Raw genomic sequence first — 24,697 nt, forward strand, 5'->3', positions numbered from 1 at the left:
GCAACACCTCATAAACGAATGAAGATCAGTTATATATCAGCTCAATTTTAATGGTTGGATTGTACTGATATCATTTAGCTGGTCCCAGGTGAGCAGAAGTTATGCTATACTTGCGAAGTAAAAGGGGGTGCCTACTGATGGAGAATCTATTGGGATTGTCTGTGACTTCTTACACTCATGCAAAGCCAATTATTAGGAAAGCGTTACTTTGTATGGGGCGAAACAATTTTTAACGCTGAACAAGCTTTTTTAATATTTTTGGCTTTGCACCTTATTTTAAAGAATCAAAATAAGGGGCGAGCAAAATTGAAATATACGAATGCTACAAAAGTTTTACCTCAAAAACTAATTATGGAAATTCAAAAATATGTTCAAGGAGAGACTCTGTATATTCCCAAGCCAAAAACGGAATATATGAATTGGGGCAGTTTGAGTGGCGGGAGAAGGTTGCTTGAACAGCGAAATGCCGCAATCAGAAATGCTTTTCAAAATAGCAGCAGTATCGAGCAATTAGCTAAGGAGTTTTTCCTCTCTACCGAAACCATTAAGAAAATAGTTTATTCACATAAAAATACCTAGTTTGTAAAGTGGCGTGGTACTCTACCCGCATAAATGAATTTAATTTTGGCCTCATAACGTGGTGAGCTTAGGGCGTGATCGGATGATCGCTGTGAACGACCAATCCGGTCACGTCTTTTTTATTTGGTAAAAGGTTTGATGTGTGTTCTCGCATTATTTCCCACATCCAGATTCCGAAATACGTTTTTGGCATTTCATTTTCTCTCTTGAACTTTTTACATACCGTTCTTGATCCCAAAATTCCGCTCACCCTCCCTCAATGATCCAACAGACCCATTCTATTTCAAAGGCTGTACTTCATTTTTTTATTATTGTTTTTATGCCAAAAATGATTCTAAATCGTTGTTTTCATTTATAAAGCTTATTTTAATCTTTAAAATATGAATATAAACGACAGCAACAATATGAAATATGTATTGATTCATTGTCTTTAAAACAAGAAAGCGGGGAAACGATTACTATGGGGGAGCAAAGAAGTAGAAGTAGACATCTGATTGATCCAGAAATTATCAGTGCAGTTGATTTAATACCAATAACCGACCTTACCGAATCTACACTAATGGAAGCACGTAAAAATCAATCTCAAATGATGCAACAAATAGATGTAACGCAGATGTTCCCTATTACATTAGAAAAAAAGGTTGTGCCAAGCTATTTTAGGGGTCCAGATATTCAAATAGAAATCATTAAGCCCTCACAATCAAAGCATCATAAGATGCCTCTATATTATTCGATACACGGAGGCGGGATGGTCTTAGGAAGTCCAGTCGTGGATCGTCCTGCTAATGCATCTCTTGCTTCACAACATGGTTTTTGTTGTGTATCTGTGTACTATCGCCTAGCACCAGAGCATGTACAGCCAAGTCAGTTACAGGATTGTTATTCGGGCCTAAAATGGTGTATTGAACATGCGGAAGAGTTAGGGATAGATACTCAGAAAGTTGCCGTAGGGGGCAGCAGCGCTGGCGGCGGATTGGCGGCTGGCCTAGCCTTGTACATTCGTGATCAGAAGGAATTCGAAATCCATCATCTAAGATTAATGAGGCCAATGCTAGATGATCGCACAAGCACCGCACCAGAGCATCCATACTCAGGAGAGTTTATTTGGACAAAACAAAGCAACTATTTTGGCTGGAAATCTGTATTGGGGGATGAACCGGGTCAGGAGGAGGTAAGTGAGTATTATGTGCCGGCCCGTGCTAAGTCATTGGCCGGATTACCACCGACTTATATAAATATAGGTACCCTTGATTTATTCATTGATGAGGCCTTAGTTTTTGCAAAACAACTGGCCTTTGATGGTGTCTTAGTGGAATTACATGTCTATCCCGGGTACCATCATATGTCTCCCGCGTTTCCGGATGCGCATTTTTCAAAAGAAGGGGCTAGAACAAGTGAATATGCCTTACTGAAAGCTCTGGAGATGTTCTAATGAGTATAATGTTAAACTCCTCTAATAAGCTCCGACCTCAGCGTGTCAATGTCGCCAAGGTGATTGCGTTAAAACTCAAGTTGATCGTGCTGGATGAGCCGGTGAGGGAGAGGGATACTGATATATTCTAATCTGATATTATCTTTTTTCATCCCTTCCGACTTTTACCATTCATTTAGGGTAAAATAGTACCAAGCATAAAATCCAACTACGGAAGTGGTGATGTCCCATGACAACGAGCAGCAAACCGAATAGACTAGCCAAGGAAAAATCACCTTATTTGCTACAGCATGCTCACAATCCAGTAAATTGGTTCCCTTGGTCAGATGAGGCTTTTGAAACTGCTAAGCGTAATAACAAGCCTATTTTCCTATCTGTCGGCTATTCCACTTGCCATTGGTGCCATGTAATGGGGAGAGAATCTTTCGAGGATGAAGAAGTAGCTGAGGTATTAAACAGGGATTACGTATCCATTAAGGTGGATCGTGAAGAACGTCCAGATGTGGATCATATCTATATGTCCATCTGCCAGACGATGACGGGGCATGGAGGCTGGCCACTGACGATATTGATGACGCCGGATCAGAAGCCTTTTTTTGCGGGGACGTATTTGCCCAAGGAGCAGAAATTTGGCCGTGTCGGACTGTTGGAGCTGCTGGACAAGGTGGGTACCCGGTGGAAAGAACAGCCTGAAGAGCTGGTGGAGCTGAGTGAGCAGGTGCTTACCGAGCATGAGCGGCAGGACTTGCTTGCAGGTTATCGCGGTGAACTGGATGAACAGAGTTTGAATAAAGCTTTCCATGAATTCAGCCACACCTTCGATAAGGAATATGGCGGCTTCGGGGAAGCTCCTAAGTTTCCTTCTCCGCATAACCTGTCTTTTTTGCTGCGATATGCACAGCATACGGGGAATCAACAGGCACTGGAAATGGCAGAGAAGACGCTGGATGCGATGTCCCGGGGCGGAATCTACGACCATATAGGCATGGGGTTCTCACGATACTCCGTGGACGAGAAATGGTTGGTGCCGCATTTTGAAAAAATGCTGTATGACAATGCTCTGTTGGCCATCGCGTATACAGAGGCTTGGCAGGTGACAGGCAAGGAAATGTACCGACGGATTACAGAACAAATCTTTACATATATCGCAAGAGACATGACGGATGCAGATGGTGCCTTTTATTCGGCGGAGGATGCGGATTCCGAAGGAGAAGAGGGGAGATTCTACGTCTGGGACGACTCTGAGGTAAGGGCTGTACTAGGCGATGAGGATGCTGCCTTTTTCAACGATTTGTATGGAATTACACCTTACGGCAATTTTGAAGGCCACAACATTCCAAACCTGATTGATATCAATCTGGAAGCCTATGGGATCAAGCATGACTTGACTGAGCAGGAACTGGAGCAGCGGGTTAGTGAGCTACGCGCCAAGCTGTTTGCTGCCAGAGAGCAACGGGTTCATCCTCACAAGGATGACAAGATTTTGACCTCGTGGAACGGATTGATGATTGCTGCTCTGGCGAAGGCAGGACAAGCTTTTGGAGACACGAGATATACAGAGCAAGCTCGGAAGGCTGAGACGTTTTTGTGGAACCATTTGAGACAGGAGAACGGACGGATGTTGGCACGTTACAGGGACGGAGAAGCAGCTTATCCCGGTTATGTAGATGATTATGCTTTTTATGTGTGGGGCTTGATCGAGTTATACCAGGCGACCTTCGATATAGAGTATCTGCAACGGGCGTTGACGCTCAATCAAAATATGATCGATTTGTTCTGGGATGAGGAACGGGACGGATTATTCTTTTATGGGTCAGATAGTGAGCAGCTAATTGCCAAGCCTAAAGAAATCTATGACGGTGCGATTCCGTCGGGTAACAGCATCGCGGCCTATAATTTTGTGAGGCTTGCGCGGCTAACGGGTGAATCTCAATTAGAGAACTATGCAGCCAAGCAGTTTAAGGCTTTTGGCGGTATGGTTGCTCATTACCCGTCAGGCCACTCCGCGTTGCTCAGCGCGTTGTTGTATGCGACGGGAACGACGAAGGAGATTGTGATTGTAGGTCATAGGGACGATCTGCAGACCGTACAGTTCATTCAGGCAGTTCGAGCTGGCTTCAGGCCGAATACGGTCGTTATTTTGAAGGATGAAGGACAGTCGGAGATTGCAGAGACGGTTTCTTATATCCGTGATTACAATCTTGTGGAAGGCAAACCAGCCGTATATGTGTGTGAGCATTTTACCTGTCAGGCACCTGTTACCAGGCTTGAAGATCTGAAGGTGTTGTTGGATTGAACTGAATAAAGCGATCAAACCTAATCCCCTTGGGGGTAGTAAGCATATGGTGATTATCGAAAATGACCCTATGTTTGCTACCTTCAAGGGGATTATTTTCATGTTAAGAGGTAGGTATAGTGAAATGAAACTAATATTTTCTTAACATGTGCTACGCATTTTTTTTAATATTTTTTAGGTATATTATATCAAAGAACCGGTTCCGACCAGCCTTGCTGTTTTCGAAAATAAGTACATATACCTATTTAACTAGCGTGTTTATATCTTTTATGTCCAAGCGTTTTAGCAGCAGATGTGAAAAATGTGAAAGAGAGTCTGTCGGGTGATTGTTATCATCGGCAAGACGAAGAGGTTCACCATAGGTTAGGAAATCTAGGTAATGAAATGGAGATGTTTATTAATGAAGAAGTTATCAGGAAAAAAGTGGCTAGTCGCAAGGATGCTCAGCAAAAATTTTAAAACAAAGCTAATGGTCGCCTTTATTGCCTTTCTGATTTTACCGTCCATGATCGTGGGGGCTTTGTCGTTTGTGAGCGCCAGTCAGCAGATTCGAAACCAGATTGAAGAAAGTGCCGAGCAGGCTATCATCCGCACTAATTTTATTATTGATAGTACTATCGAACCCAAGGTACATGACGCAGAATATTTTGCAGAAAGACTAAAAGGCAATCGGGTAGAGACGGAGGAACAAGCGGCCAAACTGGAAGAGTTTTTTAAGCAATATGCTGCACTTCATCCTGAAGCAGAATCCATCTCTTATGGTACGAAGGATGGTAAATTTACAACCTATCCACAGAAGCAATTACCGGACAATTATGATCCACGGGTCAGACCTTGGTACGATGAAGCGATAAAAGAGCAAGCAAAGACAGCAATTAGTTCTCCCTATCTTTCGGCAAGCTCGAAGCAAATGACGGTTACGGTGTCCCGGGCAACGTCAGATGGATCGGGTGTTATTGGCATTGACCTGAAAATTAGTGGTATTAAAGAGACGTTGAACAATATTAAAGTAGGTCATGAAGGTTATGCCATATTGCTGGACAGCAACCATACCTACATTGTACATCCGACGAAGGAAGCAGGCACCAAAATTACAGATATTGAATCACGCATGTTTCAGAGCGATACTGGTGAATACGAGTATGAGTATGAAGGCCAGCCCAAATATATGAACTATGCGACTAACAAGCTGACTGGCTGGAAGATAGGCGGAACGCTGTATTTGTCTGAAGTCGATGAAGCAGCAGGACCGATTTTGATCAGCACTTTACTAACCATCGTCGGTTGTCTTGTGATTGGTATTATCATTGTTTATTTCCTGATTCGTTCCATCATCAAACCGATTTTAAAGTTAAAAGAACAAGCGGTAAATGTGAGCGCCGGAGATCTAACACAGGACATTCAAGTAAAGAGCGAGGACGAGATCGGAGAATTAGGAGTGGCTTTTCAAAATATGCAGAATAACCTGCGATCTGTCATTCAGAACGTAGGGAACAGTGCAGATCATGTCGCAATTTCTTCGAATGAACTCACAATAAGCGCGGAACAAACCAGTGCTGCAAGTGAGCAGGTGTCCCAGGCTGTGCAAGAAATTGCCAGTGGTGCAGAGAAGCAGACTACAGGGCTGGAAAATAATTCGGTGGCCCTGGATGAAATTGCACAAGGGATCACCCAAATTGCTGAACGATCGATTTTGGTAGCTGATTTGGCCAAACGATCTGCCTTGCAAGCCGAGGAAGGACGAAAGTCTGTTGAGCAGACAGGCGAGCAAATGAATTCCATTCATCAATCAGTAGAGCGTTCCAACCAGATGATTCAAACCTTGCAAGCCCGCTCTCATGAAATCGGTGAAATTACGAAAGTTATCGGTGATATCTCCAATCAGACAAACCTGCTGGCATTGAATGCAGCTATTGAGGCAGCCAGAGCGGGTGATCATGGAAAAGGCTTTGCCGTCGTTGCTGATGAGGTGCGTAAGCTGGCAGAGCAGTCTCAGACATCCGCCACACAGATTGCCACCTTGATTGCCGAAATTCAGCATGAAACCGAAACAACAGTGAAGACGATGGACAGGGTCACGACTGAGGTGCAGGATGGACTGCAGATTTCCAAAGCAACCATTGTCAAGCTGGGTCATGCGATGGAAGGCATTCGAGAGACAACGCCTCAGGTAGAGGAGGTCGCTGCGATTGCACAGCAAATATCAGCCAGTGTACAAGAAATTGCAGCGACAGCCAACGAGCTGGCGACGATTGCAACTGGTAATGCCGCCACATCTGAGGAAGTTGCTGCCTCCTCACAAGAGCAACTGGCTTCCATGGAGGAAATATCAGCTTCTGCACAGTTGCTTTCAACGATGGCTGCTGATTTGAAGGTAATGATCAGTCGTTTCAAATATTAAAATGAACTTGAACCCTATGGAATGTATAGTACAATGAATGCTCGGGACAGTTCTTTAAGCCTTATGGCATAAGGAATCTGTCCTGAGTTTTTTTATATTTTCGATATCTCACAAAACATGGAAGATTATAAGGGGGCGAACACTTGGTTCGAGATTTAGTGCTATATGCTATCTTGATATTATTGTTAGTTTTGATTTTTCAGCGGCAGCTTGTTCGTCAGGCGATTACAGGTGTTTTTTATGGAGTGGCAGGAATTCTGTTCTTATATTTTGGCATAAGTGATAAAACACTGCTGACCTGCGTGCTGGAGCTGGGGATGGGTCTAATGTTCATGACGCTGTTTGTGCACGCTTTAACCACCGCTAAGTATTCATATGGACAACGTTTGTTAGACAAAGATCGTGACCTGCTGAATTTACTTCGGGTTCAACCTGGCTTTACCTTTAGGCTGGAGAAAAGTGGTGATGAATTTTATTATAGGCTGCTTGAAGGTGAATTGCTGGAGCGCGTGGGTCTGAATCTACAAGTCAACTACAATAAAAGGGAGCATGTGAAGCGTCTCGGGGACATTTTGGAGCTTTCCTCTGAAACGATGGAGCAGCTAAGTCAATACTACAAACAGGCCTGGTTCGGTGATCGGACCGTATTTGAATTGGAGTTTTGGGAATATTCGGCTCTCATTACCTTACATCCGGTTAGGGAGGACGGGAATACCAGGCATGTTATCGGTCACGTGTTGGATATTACAGAGTATAAAGCCTCTGAGCAGAAGCGAAAGGAGATGGACGAGGCTAACCGTGCGAAAAGCACTTTTTTGGCTCATATGAGTCACGAAATTCGCACCCCGCTGAATGGAATCATCGGTCTGTCAAAGCTGTTAAATAAGACTGAACTGACTGCCGTTCAAAGAGATTACCTCCACAAGCTTCTCGCTTCCTCTCGTACCCTTTCATCCATGCTCAGTAACGTATTGGACTTTTCCAAAATGGAAGCCGGCAGTCTGGAACTGGAAAAGGTAGAATTCGAGCCGGAAAAAATGCTTCGGCATCTCGCAGATACCGTTGGAACTTTACTTGAAGATAAGGAAATAGAGGTCGTATTTATAACGGACCCGGCGTTACCGAAAAGCTTTAAGGGAGACCCGCTTCGAATGGAGCAGGTGCTTTCAAATCTTCTGACCAACGCCATCAAGTTTACGGATCAGGGACATGTATTGTTACAGGTAAAAATGCTAAGTCAGCAGGAAGGGCGAGTAGGCGTTTCTTTTATGGTAGAAGATACGGGCATAGGAATTTCCGAGACGTGTATAGACAAGCTATTCGTCCCTTTTATCCAGGCGAGTACATCAACCAGCCGCAGATATGGGGGCTCTGGGCTGGGTTTGGCCATTAGCAAGCATTTGGCTGAAGCTATGGGCGGGAAAGTAGAGGTGAAAAGTCGATTAGGAGAGTACAGTCAATTTTACTTTAATGTCGAGCTGGAAAATGGGGAATTGAATGCAGGAAGCACACGAATAGAAAAACAAATCAAAGGCAAAGCCTTAATTGTTGCGCAGCATGAACTGGTGAGATACAGCTTGAACGAACTACTGCAAGACTTGGGATTAAAAACATTCACTAATTCATCCTTCCAAGAAAGTGTGGACGCTTTTCAAAAGGGTGAGCATTTTGATTATGTTATCATCGATATGGGGATGGAAGGTTTGAGAGAACTGGACTCCCGGAGGCAGTGGCTTCAAATGCTGGATAGGCAGATAACTCAGATTATTGGACTTACAACCGTGTTTCAGATGGAAACAATAGCTGCAGGGGACATGAATCATAGTGTGGATGCCTTTTTGTCCAAGCCCGTTACCCGAAACGCTCTGCTGGAGGTTCTCTGCTGGAAGAAGGAACAGTCAGTGCCAGCAGATGGTAATACTCTGGAGACTCATGCGACGATGAGTTCCCACAATGAGATAGGGGATACAACACAGAAGTATCAAATTCTCATAGCAGAGGATAACGAAATTAACCAGGTGGTGATTACCGAGTTTTTAGCAGAGCGTAACTTTGAGGTAACGATGGTCACGAACGGAAGAGAACTAATAGCGTTACTGGAACTGCGTTACTGGGATATGGTGCTGCTTGATTTGCATATGCCAGAGATGGATGGTTTTGAGACGGCGAGGCATATTCGGAGAAACAAAGCTTTTAACAGGCTTCCCATTATCGCTTTTACCGCTGATGCTGTGCAGCATGAACAGGAAGTTTGTCTTCGTGCTGGTATTAATGCCGTGTTGTTCAAGCCTGTCCATGAACTGACCGCTGCTAGAGTATTAACTAGCTGGATTAATTTAGCGTGGCTGCAAGATTTACATGGTATTCACGCTGAGCAGTCGATAGCAGGCATGGATGGCAAGGTGTATATTTTTCAATTTGCCCTTTATAAATGGATACAGGAATACCAGTATCTCGATAAAAGAGTTGTGAGAAAAATGGACAATGGGCAGTTATCTTCTGCTCTTCGATTAATCCACTCACTTAAGGGAGGAACGGGGAACCTGTGCGCGCCTGAGTTGCTGGCAAAGGTAATAGAGCTGGAAAAGGCATTGAAGCGCAGCAATGAAACCTCAACAGGAGCACTGTATCCAGACTGGAAAAAGCATCTGAGCACGGTTCAGAAGGATATTAACCAAATCAAGTCATCACTTCCCTGGAGCTGACCGTGTTATTGCATAAATTTGTAGCCGATTCCCCAGATGGTCTTGATTAATTGCGGTTTCTTAGGGTCTTTTTCGATTTTTCTGCGTAAATGGTTAATATGTACGTCCACAGCCCTTTCATTAATAAAGGAGTCTGTGCCACGGAGAGCCTGAATCAAAGCATACCTGCTGAATACAATTCCCCGGTTCAAATAAAAAAGCTTCATGAGCTCAAATTCTGAATATGTTGTCTCCACATTCTGTCCGTTAACGGTAATCATTCTTCTCGCTAGATCCAAAGTAATGCCGGTTTCAGGTTCAGGTGCTCTGCCTCTTCCTTGCAAGCGCGTGATTTCAATACGACGGAAAAGAGCCTCCATCCGTGCTTTTAGCTCTTGCATACTAAAAGGCTTGCAAATATAATCATCTGCTCCCAACGTAAGTGTACGAATACGCTCTGATATGTTGTTTTCTGTAGAAATCACGATGATGGGCACGTCCGTATGCTTGCGTATGAGTGGGCAGGGATTTACCCCATCCAAATCTGGAAGCAGCAGATCCAGCAAAATAATATCGGGCTGTACGATCTCAAGCCGGGCAATACCCTCAGACGCTTGTTCCACTCGAGTAACGTTGTAGTCTTCTCCTGTTAAATACAAGGAAAGGGTCTCTCCCAACATATTGTCATCTTCAATAATTAAAACATTAGACATGATCATATTTCCTTATCTTTCTATCAAATTCGAGCCAAATAGTTAGGATAACTGCAATGTTTACAACAAGTTTTTGGCAGGTCCTGTTGATAGAGTAAACTCCTTTGGACAGTCTGTCAAAAGATCAGGTTTGTTGTGACAATCCTGTGGACAATTAGTCCAGATGTATATCTATTTGATATGGAAATGTACTATTTTTGAGATTTATTACTATAATACGACATTTTTCGTTTTCTTTTAACAATATACTACAAGCCATTGATGATAAATTACAAAAATTTAACAAAACACATCAGAAACATGCATTGACTTAAATGAAAATTATGGTATTTTATTACATAGGAGTTGACATCCTCTGATAGGCCTCTTAGAAAAACCCACTATTTAATCTTCTACTAACATACTCTCATGTGCTATCTCTGTATTTAATTTTCGTACTTTAATTGTTCTTGTGATCATACTTATGATTCTTTGGTGTGGATATCCCAGTGTGAATTCAGACTGTCTACTCATTTAGATTACATATTTACATTTTTTTTGCTTTCCATGCTTGTATTTTTTAAAATCAGGTCAGCGGGAGGACGAGAGATCATGAACACATTCGAAGCGCTGGAGTCCAATGTAAGATCCTATTGCAGAAGTTTTCCAGTTGTTTTCAACAAAGCTAAAAACGATGTACTGTACACGGAGGCAGGCAAGGGTTACATTGACTTTTTTGCTGGGGCAGGGGCTTTGAACTATGGGCATAATAATGATTTTATGAAAAACCGGATATTGGATTATTTAAGTTCCGATCGGATTATGCATGGTCTGGATATGTACACGACAGCTAAGCAAGAGTTTATTGAGTCTTTTTCAGAGCGTATTCTCCAGCCCAAGGGCTTGAATTATAAGCTGCAATTTTGCGGACCGACCGGAACCAATGCGGTGGAAGCAGCACTGAAACTTGCACGCAAGGTGAAAAACAGAAATGGTATTTTCGCTTTTATGGGCGCGTTCCACGGAATGTCGCTGGGTAGTTTATCTATTACCAGCAACAACTCCATGCGAGAGAGCGCAGGGGTACCCCTGAACAATGTTACCTTCATACCTTATAACAGCACATTTAACGGAATGGATACCATTTTGTATATGGAGCAGCTTTTAACAGACACTCACTCGGGTGTGGAAAAGCCTGCCGCGATCATTTTGGAAACGGTACAGGCTGAAGGCGGTATTCATATTGCAGATACCGAATGGCTACGTGATTTGCGACAGCTGTGCGATGACCATGATATTTTGCTCATTGTTGACGATATTCAAGTCGGTTGCGGTCGAGTTGGTTCGTTCTTCTCATTCGAGCGGGCGGGAATTGTTCCTGATATGGTTGTTTTGTCCAAATCGATCAGTGGATACGGTTTGCCAATGTCTCTGTTGCTACTCAAGCCAGAATTGGATATATGGAGTCCAGGTGAGCATAACGGCACCTTCCGTGGAAATCAGCTTGCTTTTGTCGGGGCAAAGGCTGCGCTGGAGTTCAGAGATACGGTAGAGCTGGAAGCACAAGTGAAGGAAAAAGAGGCTTTTGTTCAGCAGTTCTTGCGTGAACATATCCAATCGATAGATCCTCTAATTGAAATTCGCGGCATGGGACTAATCTGGGGAATTGATGTATCCCATCTGGGAGAAGCGTTCGCCAAGGAGGTAGCGACTCTCTGCTTTAGTAGGGGACTCATTATTGAACGTGCTGGGCGTAACGATACGGTAATTAAAATCATGCCAGCGTTAACGATAAGCTTGGAAAACTTGCGTAAGGGCTGCGACATTATTAAAGAAAGTATGGCACAGGTAACCAGTACGTTGGTTACGATGTAAATCGATCAGTAAAGCCCCTTGGCTGGAGCTGCCGTCTGCTGTAAAGCAGGTATGGCAGGCGCCGTCCAAGGGGCTTTCTAGTAAAAAATTAAGAAATAACCGTTTGCGCGTATTTTTGTGCGGATTGCTCTAGTTGCTCATCGGTCAAAACTGCAGCACCATATTGTACGAAATAAGGGAGCAATTTGACACCAATCATATGGCCTGTAGCTTCCAGAGGTCTCAACAGCTCTTCGATCGTATACCTGTTCCGTCCGTCATGTTGGTAATTTTCCTCAACGCTGGCAGCAGACAAGGCGATCAACAACTCTTTGCCCTGTAGCTTGCCACCTTCGCTTCCATATGCCCAGCCGTAGGTTAGAACCTTATCCAGCCATTTTTTCAGTAGGGAAGGAGTGCTGTACCAGTAAAAAGGGAATTGCAGAACGATACGGTCATGCTGCTCTAGCAGTTCCTGCTCCTGGGCGACATTGATTTGCTCATCAGGATATACTTCATACAGGTTGTGAACGGTCACGTCAGATTGTTTCTTGAGTTCTTGCACCCATCTTTTGTTAATGCGAGATTCCGCAAGATCAGGGTGAACGACAATAACGAGGGTTGACATTTAAAAAACCATCTCCTTCGAACTTATTTATTGTAAGTAAATAACCAATACATATGTAACAATTTTAGTTTCAACTTATGGAATTGTCAACTCTATTAAATTTTAAGCTCTATATTCAAAAGACTCCGGCAAGCTCATGCCGGAGTCTCATCAAATGAAGTGTTTTTACATTAAGCGATATGATTAAGAGCAACAATTTTGTTTTTCCCGGAGCGCTTAGCTTGATACAGATAGTCATCTGCTTGCTGAAAAAATACATCTTTATCTTTGTTCATTTCCTCTGTATAGCTTTTCAGTCCAATGCTTACGGTTACAGAAACGAGTTGCAATTTCTCCTGAAAGGTCATTTTCTCCACTTCACGACGGATGTTTTCGACGATCTGATAAGCTTCTTCGAAAGTATGCTCGAACATCAAAATAGCAAATTCCTCACCGCCATAGCGAGCCGGAATGTCATTTGCGGTAATCTGTTCTGTAATGATTTGCGAGATGCCTTCCAAAATTTTATCTCCGAACTGGTGTCCGTAAGTATCATTGATCTTTTTGAAATTATCAATATCCACTAACGCCAGATGGATGATCGCGCCTTGTTCGGCATATTCGAGTGCTTTTTCATAAAAGTTTTGAAAGGACAAATGATTGTACAGCTTTGTCAAACCATCAGTCATTGACATTTTGCTGATAATCGCGTTACTGATCATTAATTCCTGTTGCGCGCGCTTTGTTTTATACAAATCCACTAACAAATCGCGGCCGCTGGCCTGAATAATGAGAGCAATAAAGGTGGACATAATCAAAAAGGTTGGAATCGCCACGATATCAAAGTCTGACAAATAGGTACGAAATGATGCATCCACTGCCAGCAACAGAAAAAAGACGACTACTTGTAATACAAAGGAAAGCCATATTAAGCGGCGATTGAAGAACAGGATAGAAGAGAAAATAGGCAACAAGCACAACGCTGTAATAATCCGGATATCATAGTTTAGGCGAATAATCATCCAGCAAATGACGGTACTTGCCATAAACAGGATCGCAAAAGAATACCTGTTAAATTTAAAATGAGCCAACTCTGCCAGTAAGTTGGAACCACTCATGATTAGCGTGGGAACAATAAGGGTTCCGACGTAAAATTCATAAGGCGAAGCGTGGTAATCAAGAAATAAGTAGCTGCCCAGCTGGACGATAAAATGTACAGCTATAATCATCCAATACAGTAATAACATTTTGCGTACCCAGCGGGCTTGCTTTGTTTTGTAATCCATGGTTTGAGTAAGCCGTTTTGTCTTGTTCATGATGTCACCACACTTAATGTATCTTTAGCCATTCTCGTATTATAAGATACTATGTGATGAAGTTGAAGCTAATTTTTTTGAAGGCCATGAACTTGTTAGCCTAGCAACACTTTTACTTGGTGGATAGCCCCGTCCCCTGCAACCGGCAGAATATTATTCGTAAGGACGGTGCCATCTAAGGTAATAGTAACTACACCCTTGGAGACTTGCTGTGGATTCGTGATATGAATCACGTAGGTATCACCGCGGAAGACGCGGGTGACTGTGAATTCGTCCCAGGCTGTAGGAATGCACGGATCAATACGCAGACCATCCCATTCGGGCTGAATACCGAGAATGGATTGAGTAATAGCTATAAAGTTCCATGCCGCTGTACCCGTCAGCCAGGAATTTTTGGCTTCGCCTGCACGAACAGCATCTTTGCCCGCAATCATTTGAGCGTACACATACGGCTCAGTGCGGTGAATGTCGCTAATGTCCTCTAGATAGGCGGGGGCAATTTTGCTATATAGCTCGAAAGCGCGATCCCCACGTCCTATTACGGCTTCCGCCATCATAATCCAAGGGTTATTGTGACAGAAAATACCGGCATTTTCCTTATACCCGGGAGGGTAAGATGAGATTTCGCCCAGATTGATGTAATAGCGAGAATACGGTGGATTTTGCAGCACAATGCCGTAGGGAGTTTCTAAACGATCACGTGTAGAATCGAGAGCTTTTTGAGCTAGACCTTCTTCAACGCCAATTCCTGCCATGACACAGAAGCCTTGAGGTTCAATGAAAATTTGGCCTTCCTCACAATCCTTGCTCCCTATTTTGTCTCCATAATGGTCATAAGCACGTAAGAACCATTCCCCGTCAAAACCATGCTCCAATGTGGCTGTTCGCATACGATCCACATATGCCTGAGCGGTTGCTGCTTCTTCATCCAGTCCTCTGCGCTTGCAAAGCTCAATAAAATCTGGTCCCGTATATACAAATAGTCCGGCGATGAACACGGATTCGGCTATTCGACCCTCCAGATTCTGAGTTGTCTGATAGGACTCATCTGGTGTAGCAGAAAAACAGTTGAGATTCAGACAGTCGTTCCAGTCAGCCCGGCCAATGAGTGGAAGACCATGCGGGCCCAGATTACCCACAACGTGGTAAAAAGAACGCTTCAAATGTTCAAACAGCGTAGCCGTACGCTCTACATTTCCGTCAAAGGGCACTTGTTCATCCAGTATGCCAAAGTCTCCCGTTTCTTTGATGTACGCTGCGGTACCGACAATAAGCCACAACGGATCGTCGTTAAAGCCACCGCCAACCTCGTGATTTCCTTTTTTGGTTAACGGTTGGTACTGATGATAAGCTCCGCCGTTTTCAAATTGAGTAGAGGCGATGTCGATAATCCGTTCTCTTGCCCGCTCCGGTATTTGGTGGACGAAGCCGAGCAAGTCCTGATTCGAATCCCGGAAGCCCATTCCACGCCCGATACCAGATTCAAAATACGAGGCGGAACGCGACATATTGAACGTAACCATACACTGATAAGGGTTCCATATGTTTACCATTCGGTTCAGCTTGTCGTCGTGGCTTTGAAGGGTATACTTGGACAGCAGATTATTCCAATAGGTCCGCAGCTCACTCAACGCTCGTTCTACATCAGCTTCATCCGCAAACTGCTTAATCATGGCATGTGCTTGTTTTTTATTAATAACACCGGGCGACTCCCATTTTTCTTCCTCGGGATTTTCCACATAACCGAGTATAAAGTTACAGCTTGTTTCTTCGCCTGGCTCCAGCGTTACCTCAATGCAATGTGATCCGACAGGGGACCATCCGCTGGCAATAGAGTTCGAGGCTTGCCCAGCGGCGACCGATTGAGGCTGATCTAATCCGTTGTAGAGCCCCAGAAAAGCTTCACGGTCTGTATCATAACCCGCTAGCGGACGATTAGCAGAGAAAAAAGCATAGTGATTGCGACGTTCACGGTATTCCGTTTTGTGATAAATGACAGAGTCTTGTATTTCAACCTCGCCGGTGTTCAAGTTGCGCTGGTAGTTGGTCATATCGTCATAGGCGTTCCACAGACAAAATTCCACGAATGAAAAGAGTTTGATCTTTTTGGTTTGTAACGATGTGTTCTGAAGCTTAACCTGATGGACCTCGCCGTCAAAGGAAAGGGGCACAAAAGCCAGCTGGGTGGCCCGAATACCGCTGCGTTCTCCCATAATTGAGGTATAGCCAAGTCCATGGCGGCATTCATACTGCTCCAGCTCCCGTTTGACTGGCATCCAACCTGGAGTCCAATAATCCCCATCATCATAAATATAAAAATAACGACCACCGTTATCGACAGGAATATTGTTGTACCGGTAACGTGTTAAGCGACGTAAGCGAGCATCCCGGTAAAATGCATAGCCGCCACTTGTATTGGAGATCAGTCCAAAAAATCGTTCATTACCTAAATAATTAATCCAGGGATAAGGGGTTTGAGGGGTGTGGATGACATATTCTTGATTGACATCATCGAAAAAACCGTACTTCATGGCGCAGAACTCCTTTCGATTTGAAAAAATAAAAGACCCAACACATGATTATATTCAAACATAGAGCCGTTCTTTCTTTAGAAAGACATTTCCTGCCTTATATAAAATGTGCTTGATTTTCTCAACCTTTCTTCTGGAATTTGCAAAATATTTGAAATGGGTAAATATACCTTTTTATGCTAAAATGAAAAAGTTAGAACTTAGCAAGGCAGGAGGTTGCAAGAATGGCACCTATCACATTATTTTTCATCCCGTATGCAGGCGGATCGGCGTCGGTCAGCTTCAAATGGAAAAAGTTGCTGCTTCCGCAGATTAAGCTTGTTCCACTGGAATTAGCGGGCAGAGGTATTCGTTCTGGGGAACCACTAAAGGAAAGCATTGAGGAGATGAGCGAGGATCTGTTGCAGAAGATCAGCGAAGAGATAGCCCCCGGCGATCCTTATGCCATATACGGCCACAGTATGGGGACGATGATCTCATTCGAGCTGTACTACAAGCTGGTGGACGGTGGATATGGCAAGCCTGCTCATCTGTTCGTTTCGGGTGGACGGGCACCGCATGTCCCAAGAAATTCCCCGTGGTTACACGATCTGCCCGCAGATCAGTTCAGGACGCATTTGCAGCGGTACGGTCAGCTTTCGGAAGCGATTTTTGACAATCGGGAATTATACGACTATTTTATGCCGGTGTTAAGAGCGGATTTCAAAGCTGTCGAGTTGTATAGGTACATGGCTAAAGCCGCACCTTTACATTGTCCTATCACCGCTTTGACAGGAATGACCGATAACACGGTGACCTTACAAGATGCGGAGGCATGGGCACACCATACGGATCAGCAATTTCGTATGTTTACCTTTGAGGGAGGACACTTTTTTATTCATGATGAAGTGGAACGGATTACGTACATCATCAATGAGACCTTGGAGCAGAGTACGGTAACAAGTAGCATACAACAATAATAATAAGAGGTGATTTTTAGTGACAGTAGGTGTATTGGCACATTTGTTTGGCAAGTTGCCTTATCGTGAATTGGCTGCAAAGGTAGGCGCAGCGGGCTTTACTCATGTTCAGCTGGCTCCGTGGAGAGCGATCAGTGATGTGGATTTTAATAAACCGGGTAAGTTCAATCCGGGATTGGCACTGTCTATCGCAGAAGAATTTCGTAAGCATGGTGTATCCATATCGGTGCTCGGGTGCTATTTACATTTTTTTATACAGGATGAGGAATTGCTGCGTGAAAATGTAGAGCGCTTCAAAGAGCTGATACGATATGCGGGTCTGTTAGGAGCACCAATGGTTGCAGCCGAAGTCGGACGTAATGAGGATGGTACCGCCTATACGGAACGTGACTGGAGAGTTGTAAGGGAAGTAGTGCGTGAATTAGCAGATGAAGCGGAGAAGTGGGGCGTATTCGTAGGATTGGAAGCTGCAAACGATCACTTGGTCGGAACTGCCGTAGAGTTGGCTGCCTTTCTGGAGGAAGTACCTTCTTCACACATCGGTGTTGTGATTGATCCGGGTAATCTGCTGAAAACGGAAAATCTGGCGCAGCAGGATGAGATCATCCGCGAAGCTTTCCAACTGCTGGGCCCTCGGATTATCGCAGCACATGCCAAAGACCGGCGGTTGTCATCGTCAGGTGAAATTGAGACGGTGCCGCCAGGTTTTGGTGACATGAACTATGCCCTCTACATGGAACTGCTGGAGCAGTACAAGCCGGGGGTTCATATTATTATGGAAGCTGCTCAGGAGCATGAGATGGCAGAATCGAGACGTTATATCGAAGGTCATCGGATAGCCGCTCAGAAGGCGCAACAAGTGCAGACGAAATAATGTATTCTTTCATATACTCAGGAATGCTATGTCAATAATTCGAGAGACTTGGAAGCGCCTCCTTTTCCAAGTCTCTGTTCCTTTATCCTTGTTTAACCTTGCACAACCGCCACGATCACAATGACCCAGCTTGCCAAAAAAGCCAACCCGCCAATGGGGGTGATTGCCCCAAGCTTTTTCACACCAGATATACTAAGGGCATACAGACTGCCGGAGAACAGGAGAATACCCACCAGCATAACCCAGCCTGCGGTAACGATGAGAGAAGAATGGACAAGGCTGTCAGCAAGAACTCCAAGCAGCAGCAAACCCAGTCCGTGAGCGATTTGATATTGAATTCCTGTCTGGAATATGCTCATCATGTCTACGGAAAGTCTCTTTTTCAATGCGTGTGCGCCGAACGCTCCCAGAGCTACGGCTAAAAACATCACGATACAACCAAGCAATAGCAAAATTTTCATGTTTTAACGCCTCCCTGTGAAATAGTACCGATTCCAATCGATTTCGTCAATTTTCCTTGTGAATCTCTAAACTTATAGAATTTTTCGACTCTCATTTGGCGCCTAGTGTGGTATATTTTTTCCAGGGCCAATGCGAAGCATTTGGAGCAATAGACAGCGTGTCCTCCACCTTTTTTATGGGAAAGTGAGGTGATGATGCTGTCTTTTTGTGCTGTCGTTTTTCGGAATAAAATCTTGTGTAAAGCCAAAATTGATAATGGAGAGGATGAATGCAAAAGTGATCAGCAGAAAATCAGTGTTCAGGAAATCTGTCTCTATGGTCATGTCAGCCATTTTGGTACTTCCGTTAACCTTGGGCTTATTTCAGGCAGGACCCGACCGTGCATCAGCCGCAACACCGGAATCGACACGCTTTTTACAATTGTATAAACAGCTGAAGGATCCGGCTAGCGGATACTTTTCAAAAGAAGGCATCCCTTATCATTCCGTTGAAACGCTTATGAGCGAGGCTCCAGATTACGGACACTTAACGACTTCGGAAGCGTACAGCTACTGGATGTGGCTGGAAGTGCTGTATGGTCATTATACCGGGGATTGGGGGCATTTGGAATCCGCATGGGACAACATGGAGAAATATATCATTCCTGTTAATGAAGGCGACGGTAAGGAAGAGCAGCCGACAATGAGTAACTACAACCCGAACAGCCCCGCCACCTATGCCGCAGAATACTCACAGCCGGATCAATACCCAAGCCGTCTGAGTGGACAGTATGGTGGTGGCAAGGATCCACTGGACTCTGAGCTGAAGGCAACCTATGGCAACAACCAGACTTATCTGATGCACTGGTTGTTGGACGTGGATAATTGGTACGGCTTCGGAAATCTTCTGAATCCGTCGCATACAGCAGCCTATGTAAACACCTTCCAGCGCGGGGAACAGGAATCGGTCTGGGAGGCTGTACCACACCCATCGCAAGACAATCAAAAGTTTGGCAAGCCTAATGAAGGCTTTATGAGCTTGTTTACCAAGGAAAATAATGCCCCTGCACAGCAATGGCGTTACACGAATGCCACCGATGCAGATGCACGGGCAGTTCAAGCAATGTACTGGGCTAAGGAATTAGGATATGACAACTCCGTATATTTGGATAAAGCCAAAAAGATGGGAGACTTTTTGCGTTACGGCATGTACGATAAATACTTCCAGAAAACCGGAAGCGCTTCCAATGGAAGTCCAATTGCTGGTACGGGCAAGGATGCCAGTCTTTATCTGATGGCATGGTATACAGCCTGGGGCGGCGGACTTGGCCAAAGCGGCAACTGGGCTTGGCGTATTGGTGCCAGCCATGCACATCAGGGCTACCAAAATGTCGTCGCAGCGTATGCGTTGTCCGATCAAGATGGTGGATTAATACCGAATTCACCAACGGCGGGACAGGACTGGGCGACCTCGCTGAAGCGCCAACTGGAGTTTTATACTTGGCTGCAATCCGATGAGGGGGCCATTGCAGGCGGAGCGACGAATAGCTGGGATGGTGCCTACAAGGCTTATCCATCTGGCACAAGTACCTTTTATGGCATGGCTTATACAGGGGCTCCTGTATATAACGATCCACCCTCGAACAACTGGTTCGGGATGCAGGCTTGGCCTGTCGAGCGAGTTGCCGAGCTGTACTACATTTTAGCCAAGAAAGGGGATACTTCGTCCGAGCAGTTTAAAATGGCTAAACAAGTGACGGAAAACTGGATAGCGTGGTCCAAGAGCTATGTATTTGCCAACGAACGGCCTGTGACTGATGCACAGGGATACTATTTGGACGCTCAAGGTAAGCGTATTCTGGGTGGCAAGAATCCGAAAGTGGCTACTACAGCGGCTAAAGGTGAGTTCTGGCTACCGAGCAATCTGGAATGGAGCGGAAAGCCTGAAACCTGGAGCGGATTTGCCAATCATAAAGGGAATACCAATCTCCATGTGGTAACAAAGAATCCGGGGCAGGATGCCGGAGTGCTGGGCAGCTATGTTAAAGCACTTACTTTCTTTGCTGCTGGAACGAAAGCTGAAAAAGGAGACTATTCCGAGTTAGGCAAGGAAGCTAAGGATCTGTCTAAAGCTTTGCTTGATGCTGCATGGGGTTATAACGATGGTATAGGCATTACAACGAAGGAAGCGCGCGAAGATTATTATCGTTATTTTACCAAAGAAGTGTATATCCCGAGCGGCTGGAGTGGTAAGACTGGGCAAGGCAACACGATCCCTGGCACCGACGCTACACCGTCTGATCCGTCTAAAGGTGGTAATGGTACGTATTCCAGCTACAGCGATATCCGCCCTAATATCACCAAAGATCCGCAATGGTCCTATCTTAAAGATAAATACACGACTTCATGGAACAAGCAGACCAAAAAATGGGATAAAGGCGCTCCAGAATTTACGTATCACCGTTTCTGGTCCCAAGTTGATATGGCAACGGCTTATGCCGAGTATGACCGTCTCATTAACGGTAGTGGACCAACCGAGCCTACAGCTCCCAAAGCTCCGGCAAATGTGAAGGCAAACGCAGGGGATGCTCAGGTTACACTGACCTGGAGCAAAGCGACGGGTGCCGATAGCTATACGGTCAAGCGCTCCACAACCAGTGGTGGCCCATATACTACAGTAGTAACAGTAACAGACAGCACTTACAAGGATACAGGAGTGGTGAATGAAACCACTTATTATTATGTGGCAAGTGCAACAAATTCTTTAGGAACCAGCCCGGATTCTGCCGAGGTCAGTGCCAAGCCTACGGCAGCACCCATTCCAGCAACGGGAGATGTGATTGCCCAATACCGCGTGGGCGACACCAACCCGGGAGATAACCAGATTCGGCCACTGTTCCGTATTGTAAACAAGGGTAAAGAGGCAGTTGATCTGAAAAATGTCAAGCTGCGATACTACTACACCGTAGATGGCGACAAGTCACAGGAATTCCATTGTGACTATGCACAGTTGGGCAGTAGTAACGTTCAGGGACGTTTTGTGAAACTGGATAAGGCCGTTACAGGCGCAGATTATTATCTGGAAATCTCCTTTGGAGCTGGTGCGGGAAGTCTGGCAGCAGGGGAAAACACAGGGGACATTCAGATTCGCATGAACAAGACGGACTGGAGCAACTATAACGAAAGTGATGATTTTTCCTATGATCCAACCAAGACATCTTATACGGATTGGGGCAAAGCACCATTGTATATAAATGACAAACGTGTCTGGGGTCTGGAGCCTTGATTGTAAACTAATTGTAGAGATTACGGGCGGAATGTGAGATCATTTAATTCACTTCCGTCCGTTTTTTTGTGATCGGATTCGTGGTACACTATGATCGTTACATTATTACATACATGACCGAGGTGACCTGAGACATGAATGACAATTTGGCACAGGCTCTGAATGAGCAAATGAACTTTGAATTTTACTCCGCTCACGTATATCTGGCGATGGCTGCTTATTGCTCCAGTGAAAGTCTGGATGGGTTTGCAAACTTCTTCCTGGTACAAGCTGAGGAGGAACGGTTTCATGCCATGAAACTGTATAAATACATTAATGACCGTAGAGGACGCGCCACATTGGCTGCATTGCCGGAGCCAAAAAACAGCTACGATTCCATGCTGGACGTATTTGAGCATGGCTACAAGCATGAGCAGCAAAACACGCAAAAATTTTATCATCTGGCTGACTTGGCCCTCGATGGACGCGAGCATGCAACGATCCATTTCCTGAAATGGTTTATTGATGAGCAAGTCGAAGAGGAAGCTCTGTTCGACAGTGTTATCCAGAAGCTTAAGCGCATTGAAAGAGACAGCAACGCCTTTTATATGCTGGACAGCGAGTTTGCCAAACGCAGCTTTACTGCCCCTGCGGAGTAATACAGCATACATGGTGTGTTTTGAATGCCGGAGATATGGCCAGCATTTTATTCGTCTAGAAAGTAAAAAAGCCCGATTTTCGGGCTTTTTTGCGTTGACTTTAATTAACGAATTCCCATCTTTCTAGGGGCTATTGTTATTTTAAATGAAGTTATAGAAAAAATTAATTTGTCGCTGGATGGTGAGCATGCTACAGTTATGTTAACTTTTATATCTCATTAAGTAGATAGGATTAATTATTTTGATGATTCACGAGCATTATAATAACACTATAGGGAGGCGGGTTAGTATGAGTGAAATCTATCGTCTGGCACTCCAAGAGGATGCAGAAAGATTGCAGTATGTGACGTATGAGGCGTATGAAACAATTCGGCAGTTGGAGCTTCGATGGCCTGCCGCTCAGGCAGATGTTGCTCTCATTCAAGAAAACATTAAAAATAATGATTGCTATGTGCTGGAAGTAGACGGTGTCATTCAGGCTACCGTTAGCCATCTCAAAAATAGAGCCCTTAATTTTATAACCGATCTACCGTTTGTGATGTGGTTTGCTGTAGACCCGGCTGCCCAGGGCAAAGGATATGGGAAAAAACTGCTGAATTGGGTAGAGCAAACGATTATTCGTGACAAGGTCGGTGCTCCTGCTGTGACACTGGCGACTGCGGAAAAGCATCCCTATTTGCTATCCATGTATGAGCGTTGGGGGTATGAACGTATCCATGCTTTTGACCATGGAACAGGGGACGGGACGATGCATTTACTGCGTAAAGTGGTGAATCCTGAATTATTCTCCACCTACATTCGTGAAAAAAATGAAGCCGAGACAGCTAACCGAAATTAGACGCGATCATAGGGAACGGAAGAAGCCGATTCGTTCGCAGAAAGGGGGCAGGAGCGAATGAAGTTTGTATTGTTCAGCCTAATGGCTAATCTGCCTAATGCGATTACCGGAGAAGCCTGGAGTTCGCAGCAAAAATTCCAAAATGTAATTAAGCAGGCTGTGCTCGCAGAGGAGCTTGGTTTTGATGCGTATGGTGTGGGGGAGCGGCATGGTGCGCCTTTTTTGTCGTCTTCACCTCCACTCGTTCTGACCGCTATAGCAGCGAGAACTGAACGGATTCGTCTGCTGACGATGGTAACGGTGCTTAGTATTCTTGACCCGGTACGCGTAGCTGAGGATTATGCGACATTGGATCATTTATCGGGCGGAAGATTAGAACTGATTATCGGAAAAGGCAATGATCCACGCCATTATCCGTTGTTTGGAATTACGGAGGAAGAGCAGTGGGAATCGTTAGCAGAACGCTATCGTCTGCTCAAACGGCTATGGAGCGAGGAAGAGGTTACGTGGAAGGGCAACTATCGGCCCCCGCTGTATCAGGTCACGACACAGCCACGCCCGTATCAACAGCAAATTCCGATATGGCATGGAAGTGCCTCCAGTACATTATCGACGGAGCTGGCTGCACAATATGGAGAGCCGTTATTTTCCTCAAATTCTTTCCATCCTCAGGCCAAGTATAAAGGCTTAATTGATCATTACCGTGAACGGCTGGCTTATTACGGTCATGACCCGGCTCAGGCTGTAATTGGTGCCGGAGCCGGGAGCTTGTATCTGGCGGATACAGACGAGGAAGCGATCAGACGCTATCGCCCGTATTATGATGCTTACCACTCGACGGCGGCGGCTCAGCATAATCAATCCCCGTTTACAAGTTTGGAGGATAACATCCGCAACGGTCCAGTTCTGATTGGTTCTGCGGACAGCGTTCTCGAAAAAATACGGAACTATTATACTGCGTTCGGCCATCAGGTACTCAGCATAAGCGTGGATGGGCTGGGAGAGCAGGAGCAGCTTGAACAGCTGCATCGGTTTGCCGAGGATATCATTCCTGTGCTGCGGCGAGAGATTCCCAGCACTATTTGGCAGCAGGTGCCGAACCTACACAAAGAAAATGGATCACTGGCTGCTATTCCTAATGGGGCTCCCTCCATTTCTCCTATTTTCCAATTGTGATTGATGAATAACGTTACCCTCTCTCATGAAAGCAACCGAAGTAGCGGTGTTTTCGGGTCGATAGCGACTGAGAGAGGGTCTTTTTAGTTTTAGA

Annotated in this window: 18 protein-coding genes; 13 read left to right on the forward strand and 5 right to left on the reverse strand. The window is 44.9% G+C overall.

Annotated elements, in window-relative coordinates:
* Positions 1-306: 306 nt before the first annotated feature.
* The 6 genes from NSS66_RS19975 (at position 307) to NSS66_RS20000 (ending at position 9,413) form a co-directional block, all read left to right on the forward strand.
* A complete protein-coding gene (locus NSS66_RS19975) occupies positions 307-579 on the forward strand; it encodes a CD3324 family protein (protein ID WP_028541338.1) in 273 nt (90 codons plus the stop codon).
* Between the two features lie 460 nt (positions 580-1,039).
* A complete protein-coding gene (locus NSS66_RS19980; protein WP_340959616.1) occupies positions 1,040-2,011 on the forward strand; it encodes an alpha/beta hydrolase in 972 nt (323 codons plus the stop codon).
* Positions 2,011-2,142 (forward strand): hypothetical protein, encoded by a 132-nt coding sequence (locus NSS66_RS19985; protein WP_256253353.1) that lies wholly within the window; start codon positions 2,011-2,013, stop codon positions 2,140-2,142. The genes NSS66_RS19980 and NSS66_RS19985 overlap by 1 nt, the downstream gene beginning before the upstream one ends.
* Positions 2,143-2,240: 98 nt before the next feature.
* Positions 2,241-4,307: a thioredoxin domain-containing protein gene (locus tag NSS66_RS19990; protein WP_340959617.1), complete on the forward strand. Its 2,067-nt coding sequence runs from the start codon at positions 2,241-2,243 to the stop codon at positions 4,305-4,307.
* A gap of 400 nt (positions 4,308-4,707) precedes the next feature.
* A complete protein-coding gene (locus NSS66_RS19995) occupies positions 4,708-6,708 on the forward strand; it encodes a methyl-accepting chemotaxis protein (RefSeq protein ID WP_340959619.1) in 2,001 nt (666 codons plus the stop codon).
* Between the two features lie 143 nt (positions 6,709-6,851).
* Entirely contained in the window at positions 6,852-9,413 is a 2,562-nt protein-coding gene (locus NSS66_RS20000) for a hybrid sensor histidine kinase/response regulator (RefSeq protein ID WP_023988533.1), read from the forward strand.
* A 5-nt stretch (positions 9,414-9,418) separates the two neighbouring features.
* On the opposite strand, the gene NSS66_RS20005 is transcribed toward NSS66_RS20000, so the two are convergent.
* Positions 9,419-10,105, reverse strand: a complete 687-nt coding sequence (locus NSS66_RS20005) for a response regulator transcription factor (RefSeq protein WP_023988534.1) — start codon at positions 10,103-10,105, stop codon at positions 9,419-9,421.
* A gap of 591 nt (positions 10,106-10,696) precedes the next feature.
* On the opposite strand from NSS66_RS20005, the gene ectB reads away from it, so the two are divergent.
* Complete coding sequence (gene ectB / locus NSS66_RS20010; RefSeq protein ID WP_023988535.1) at positions 10,697-11,959, forward strand: diaminobutyrate--2-oxoglutarate transaminase; 1,263 nt, start codon at positions 10,697-10,699, stop codon at positions 11,957-11,959.
* An 88-nt stretch (positions 11,960-12,047) separates the two neighbouring features.
* On the opposite strand, the gene NSS66_RS20015 is transcribed toward ectB, so the two are convergent.
* The 3 genes from NSS66_RS20015 to NSS66_RS20025 all read right to left on the reverse strand — a co-directional run bounded on the left by NSS66_RS20015 (position 12,048) and on the right by NSS66_RS20025 (position 16,392).
* Complete coding sequence (locus NSS66_RS20015) at positions 12,048-12,566, reverse strand: NAD(P)H-dependent oxidoreductase (protein WP_013310283.1); 519 nt, start codon at positions 12,564-12,566, stop codon at positions 12,048-12,050.
* 170 nt (positions 12,567-12,736) lie between these two features.
* The gene (locus NSS66_RS20020) at positions 12,737-13,861 is read right to left on the reverse strand and encodes a GGDEF domain-containing protein (protein WP_076295938.1); all 1,125 of its coding nucleotides are present in this window, start codon (positions 13,859-13,861) and stop codon (positions 12,737-12,739) included.
* Positions 13,862-13,956: 95 nt separating this feature from the next.
* The gene (locus NSS66_RS20025; RefSeq protein ID WP_340959621.1) at positions 13,957-16,392 is read right to left on the reverse strand and encodes a GH36-type glycosyl hydrolase domain-containing protein; all 2,436 of its coding nucleotides are present in this window, start codon (positions 16,390-16,392) and stop codon (positions 13,957-13,959) included.
* A gap of 224 nt (positions 16,393-16,616) precedes the next feature.
* Between NSS66_RS20025 and NSS66_RS20030 the strand changes: the two genes are divergently transcribed.
* Together NSS66_RS20030 and NSS66_RS20035 are read left to right on the forward strand one after the other, a co-directional pair.
* Positions 16,617-17,351, forward strand: a complete 735-nt coding sequence (locus NSS66_RS20030; RefSeq protein WP_339202095.1) for a thioesterase II family protein — start codon at positions 16,617-16,619, stop codon at positions 17,349-17,351.
* A 19-nt stretch (positions 17,352-17,370) separates the two neighbouring features.
* Positions 17,371-18,225 (forward strand): sugar phosphate isomerase/epimerase family protein, encoded by an 855-nt coding sequence (locus NSS66_RS20035; protein ID WP_068939447.1) that lies wholly within the window; start codon positions 17,371-17,373, stop codon positions 18,223-18,225.
* A 92-nt stretch (positions 18,226-18,317) separates the two neighbouring features.
* Here NSS66_RS20035 and NSS66_RS20040 read toward each other — a convergent pair whose 3' ends face one another.
* Positions 18,318-18,686, reverse strand: coding sequence for a DUF423 domain-containing protein (locus NSS66_RS20040; protein ID WP_013310289.1), 369 nt, complete (start codon positions 18,684-18,686; stop codon positions 18,318-18,320).
* Between the two features lie 316 nt (positions 18,687-19,002).
* On the opposite strand from NSS66_RS20040, the gene NSS66_RS20045 reads away from it, so the two are divergent.
* The 4 genes from NSS66_RS20045 to NSS66_RS20060 all read left to right on the forward strand — a co-directional run bounded on the left by NSS66_RS20045 (position 19,003) and on the right by NSS66_RS20060 (position 24,603).
* The gene (locus tag NSS66_RS20045; protein ID WP_340959693.1) at positions 19,003-21,951 is read left to right on the forward strand and encodes a glycoside hydrolase family 48 protein; all 2,949 of its coding nucleotides are present in this window, start codon (positions 19,003-19,005) and stop codon (positions 21,949-21,951) included.
* 134 nt (positions 21,952-22,085) lie between these two features.
* Complete coding sequence (locus NSS66_RS20050; protein WP_013310291.1) at positions 22,086-22,589, forward strand: ferritin; 504 nt, start codon at positions 22,086-22,088, stop codon at positions 22,587-22,589.
* A 289-nt stretch (positions 22,590-22,878) separates the two neighbouring features.
* Complete coding sequence (locus tag NSS66_RS20055) at positions 22,879-23,427, forward strand: GNAT family N-acetyltransferase (RefSeq protein ID WP_023988541.1); 549 nt, start codon at positions 22,879-22,881, stop codon at positions 23,425-23,427.
* A 57-nt stretch (positions 23,428-23,484) separates the two neighbouring features.
* Positions 23,485-24,603, forward strand: coding sequence for an LLM class flavin-dependent oxidoreductase (locus NSS66_RS20060; protein ID WP_023988542.1), 1,119 nt, complete (start codon positions 23,485-23,487; stop codon positions 24,601-24,603).
* Positions 24,604-24,697: the final 94 nt, after the last annotated feature.

It is taken from the genome of Paenibacillus sp. FSL R10-2748 (assembly GCF_038005565.1).
GTDB classification, from domain to species: Bacteria; Bacillota; Bacilli; order Paenibacillales; family Paenibacillaceae; genus Paenibacillus; species Paenibacillus polymyxa_B.

What these genes read in the sequence shown, in the direction of transcription:
- NSS66_RS19995 (WP_340959619.1), top strand. Translation starts at nt 4,708, where the DNA reads ATGAAGAAGTTATCAGGAAAAAAGTGGCTAGTCGCAAGGATGCTCAGC.
- NSS66_RS19985 (WP_256253353.1), top strand. Translation starts at nt 2,011, where the DNA reads ATGAGTATAATGTTAAACTCCTCTAATAAGCTCCGACCTCAGCGTGTC.
- NSS66_RS20055 (WP_023988541.1), top strand. Translation starts at nt 22,879, where the DNA reads ATGAGTGAAATCTATCGTCTGGCACTCCAAGAGGATGCAGAAAGATTG.
- NSS66_RS20045 (WP_340959693.1), top strand. Translation starts at nt 19,003, where the DNA reads ATGGTCATGTCAGCCATTTTGGTACTTCCGTTAACCTTGGGCTTATTT.
- NSS66_RS19990 (WP_340959617.1), top strand. Translation starts at nt 2,241, where the DNA reads ATGACAACGAGCAGCAAACCGAATAGACTAGCCAAGGAAAAATCACCT.
- NSS66_RS20050 (WP_013310291.1), top strand. Translation starts at nt 22,086, where the DNA reads ATGAATGACAATTTGGCACAGGCTCTGAATGAGCAAATGAACTTTGAA.
- NSS66_RS20030 (WP_339202095.1), top strand. Translation starts at nt 16,617, where the DNA reads ATGGCACCTATCACATTATTTTTCATCCCGTATGCAGGCGGATCGGCG.
- ectB (WP_023988535.1), top strand. Translation starts at nt 10,697, where the DNA reads ATGAACACATTCGAAGCGCTGGAGTCCAATGTAAGATCCTATTGCAGA.
- NSS66_RS20060 (WP_023988542.1), top strand. Translation starts at nt 23,485, where the DNA reads ATGAAGTTTGTATTGTTCAGCCTAATGGCTAATCTGCCTAATGCGATT.
- NSS66_RS20005 (WP_023988534.1), bottom strand. Translation starts at nt 10,105, where the DNA reads ATGTCTAATGTTTTAATTATTGAAGATGACAATATGTTGGGAGAGACC.
- NSS66_RS20025 (WP_340959621.1), bottom strand. Translation starts at nt 16,392, where the DNA reads ATGAAGTACGGTTTTTTCGATGATGTCAATCAAGAATATGTCATCCAC.
- NSS66_RS20040 (WP_013310289.1), bottom strand. Translation starts at nt 18,686, where the DNA reads ATGAAAATTTTGCTATTGCTTGGTTGTATCGTGATGTTTTTAGCCGTA.
- NSS66_RS20015 (WP_013310283.1), bottom strand. Translation starts at nt 12,566, where the DNA reads ATGTCAACCCTCGTTATTGTCGTTCACCCTGATCTTGCGGAATCTCGC.
- NSS66_RS20020 (WP_076295938.1), bottom strand. Translation starts at nt 13,861, where the DNA reads ATGAACAAGACAAAACGGCTTACTCAAACCATGGATTACAAAACAAAG.
- NSS66_RS19980 (WP_340959616.1), top strand. Translation starts at nt 1,040, where the DNA reads ATGGGGGAGCAAAGAAGTAGAAGTAGACATCTGATTGATCCAGAAATT.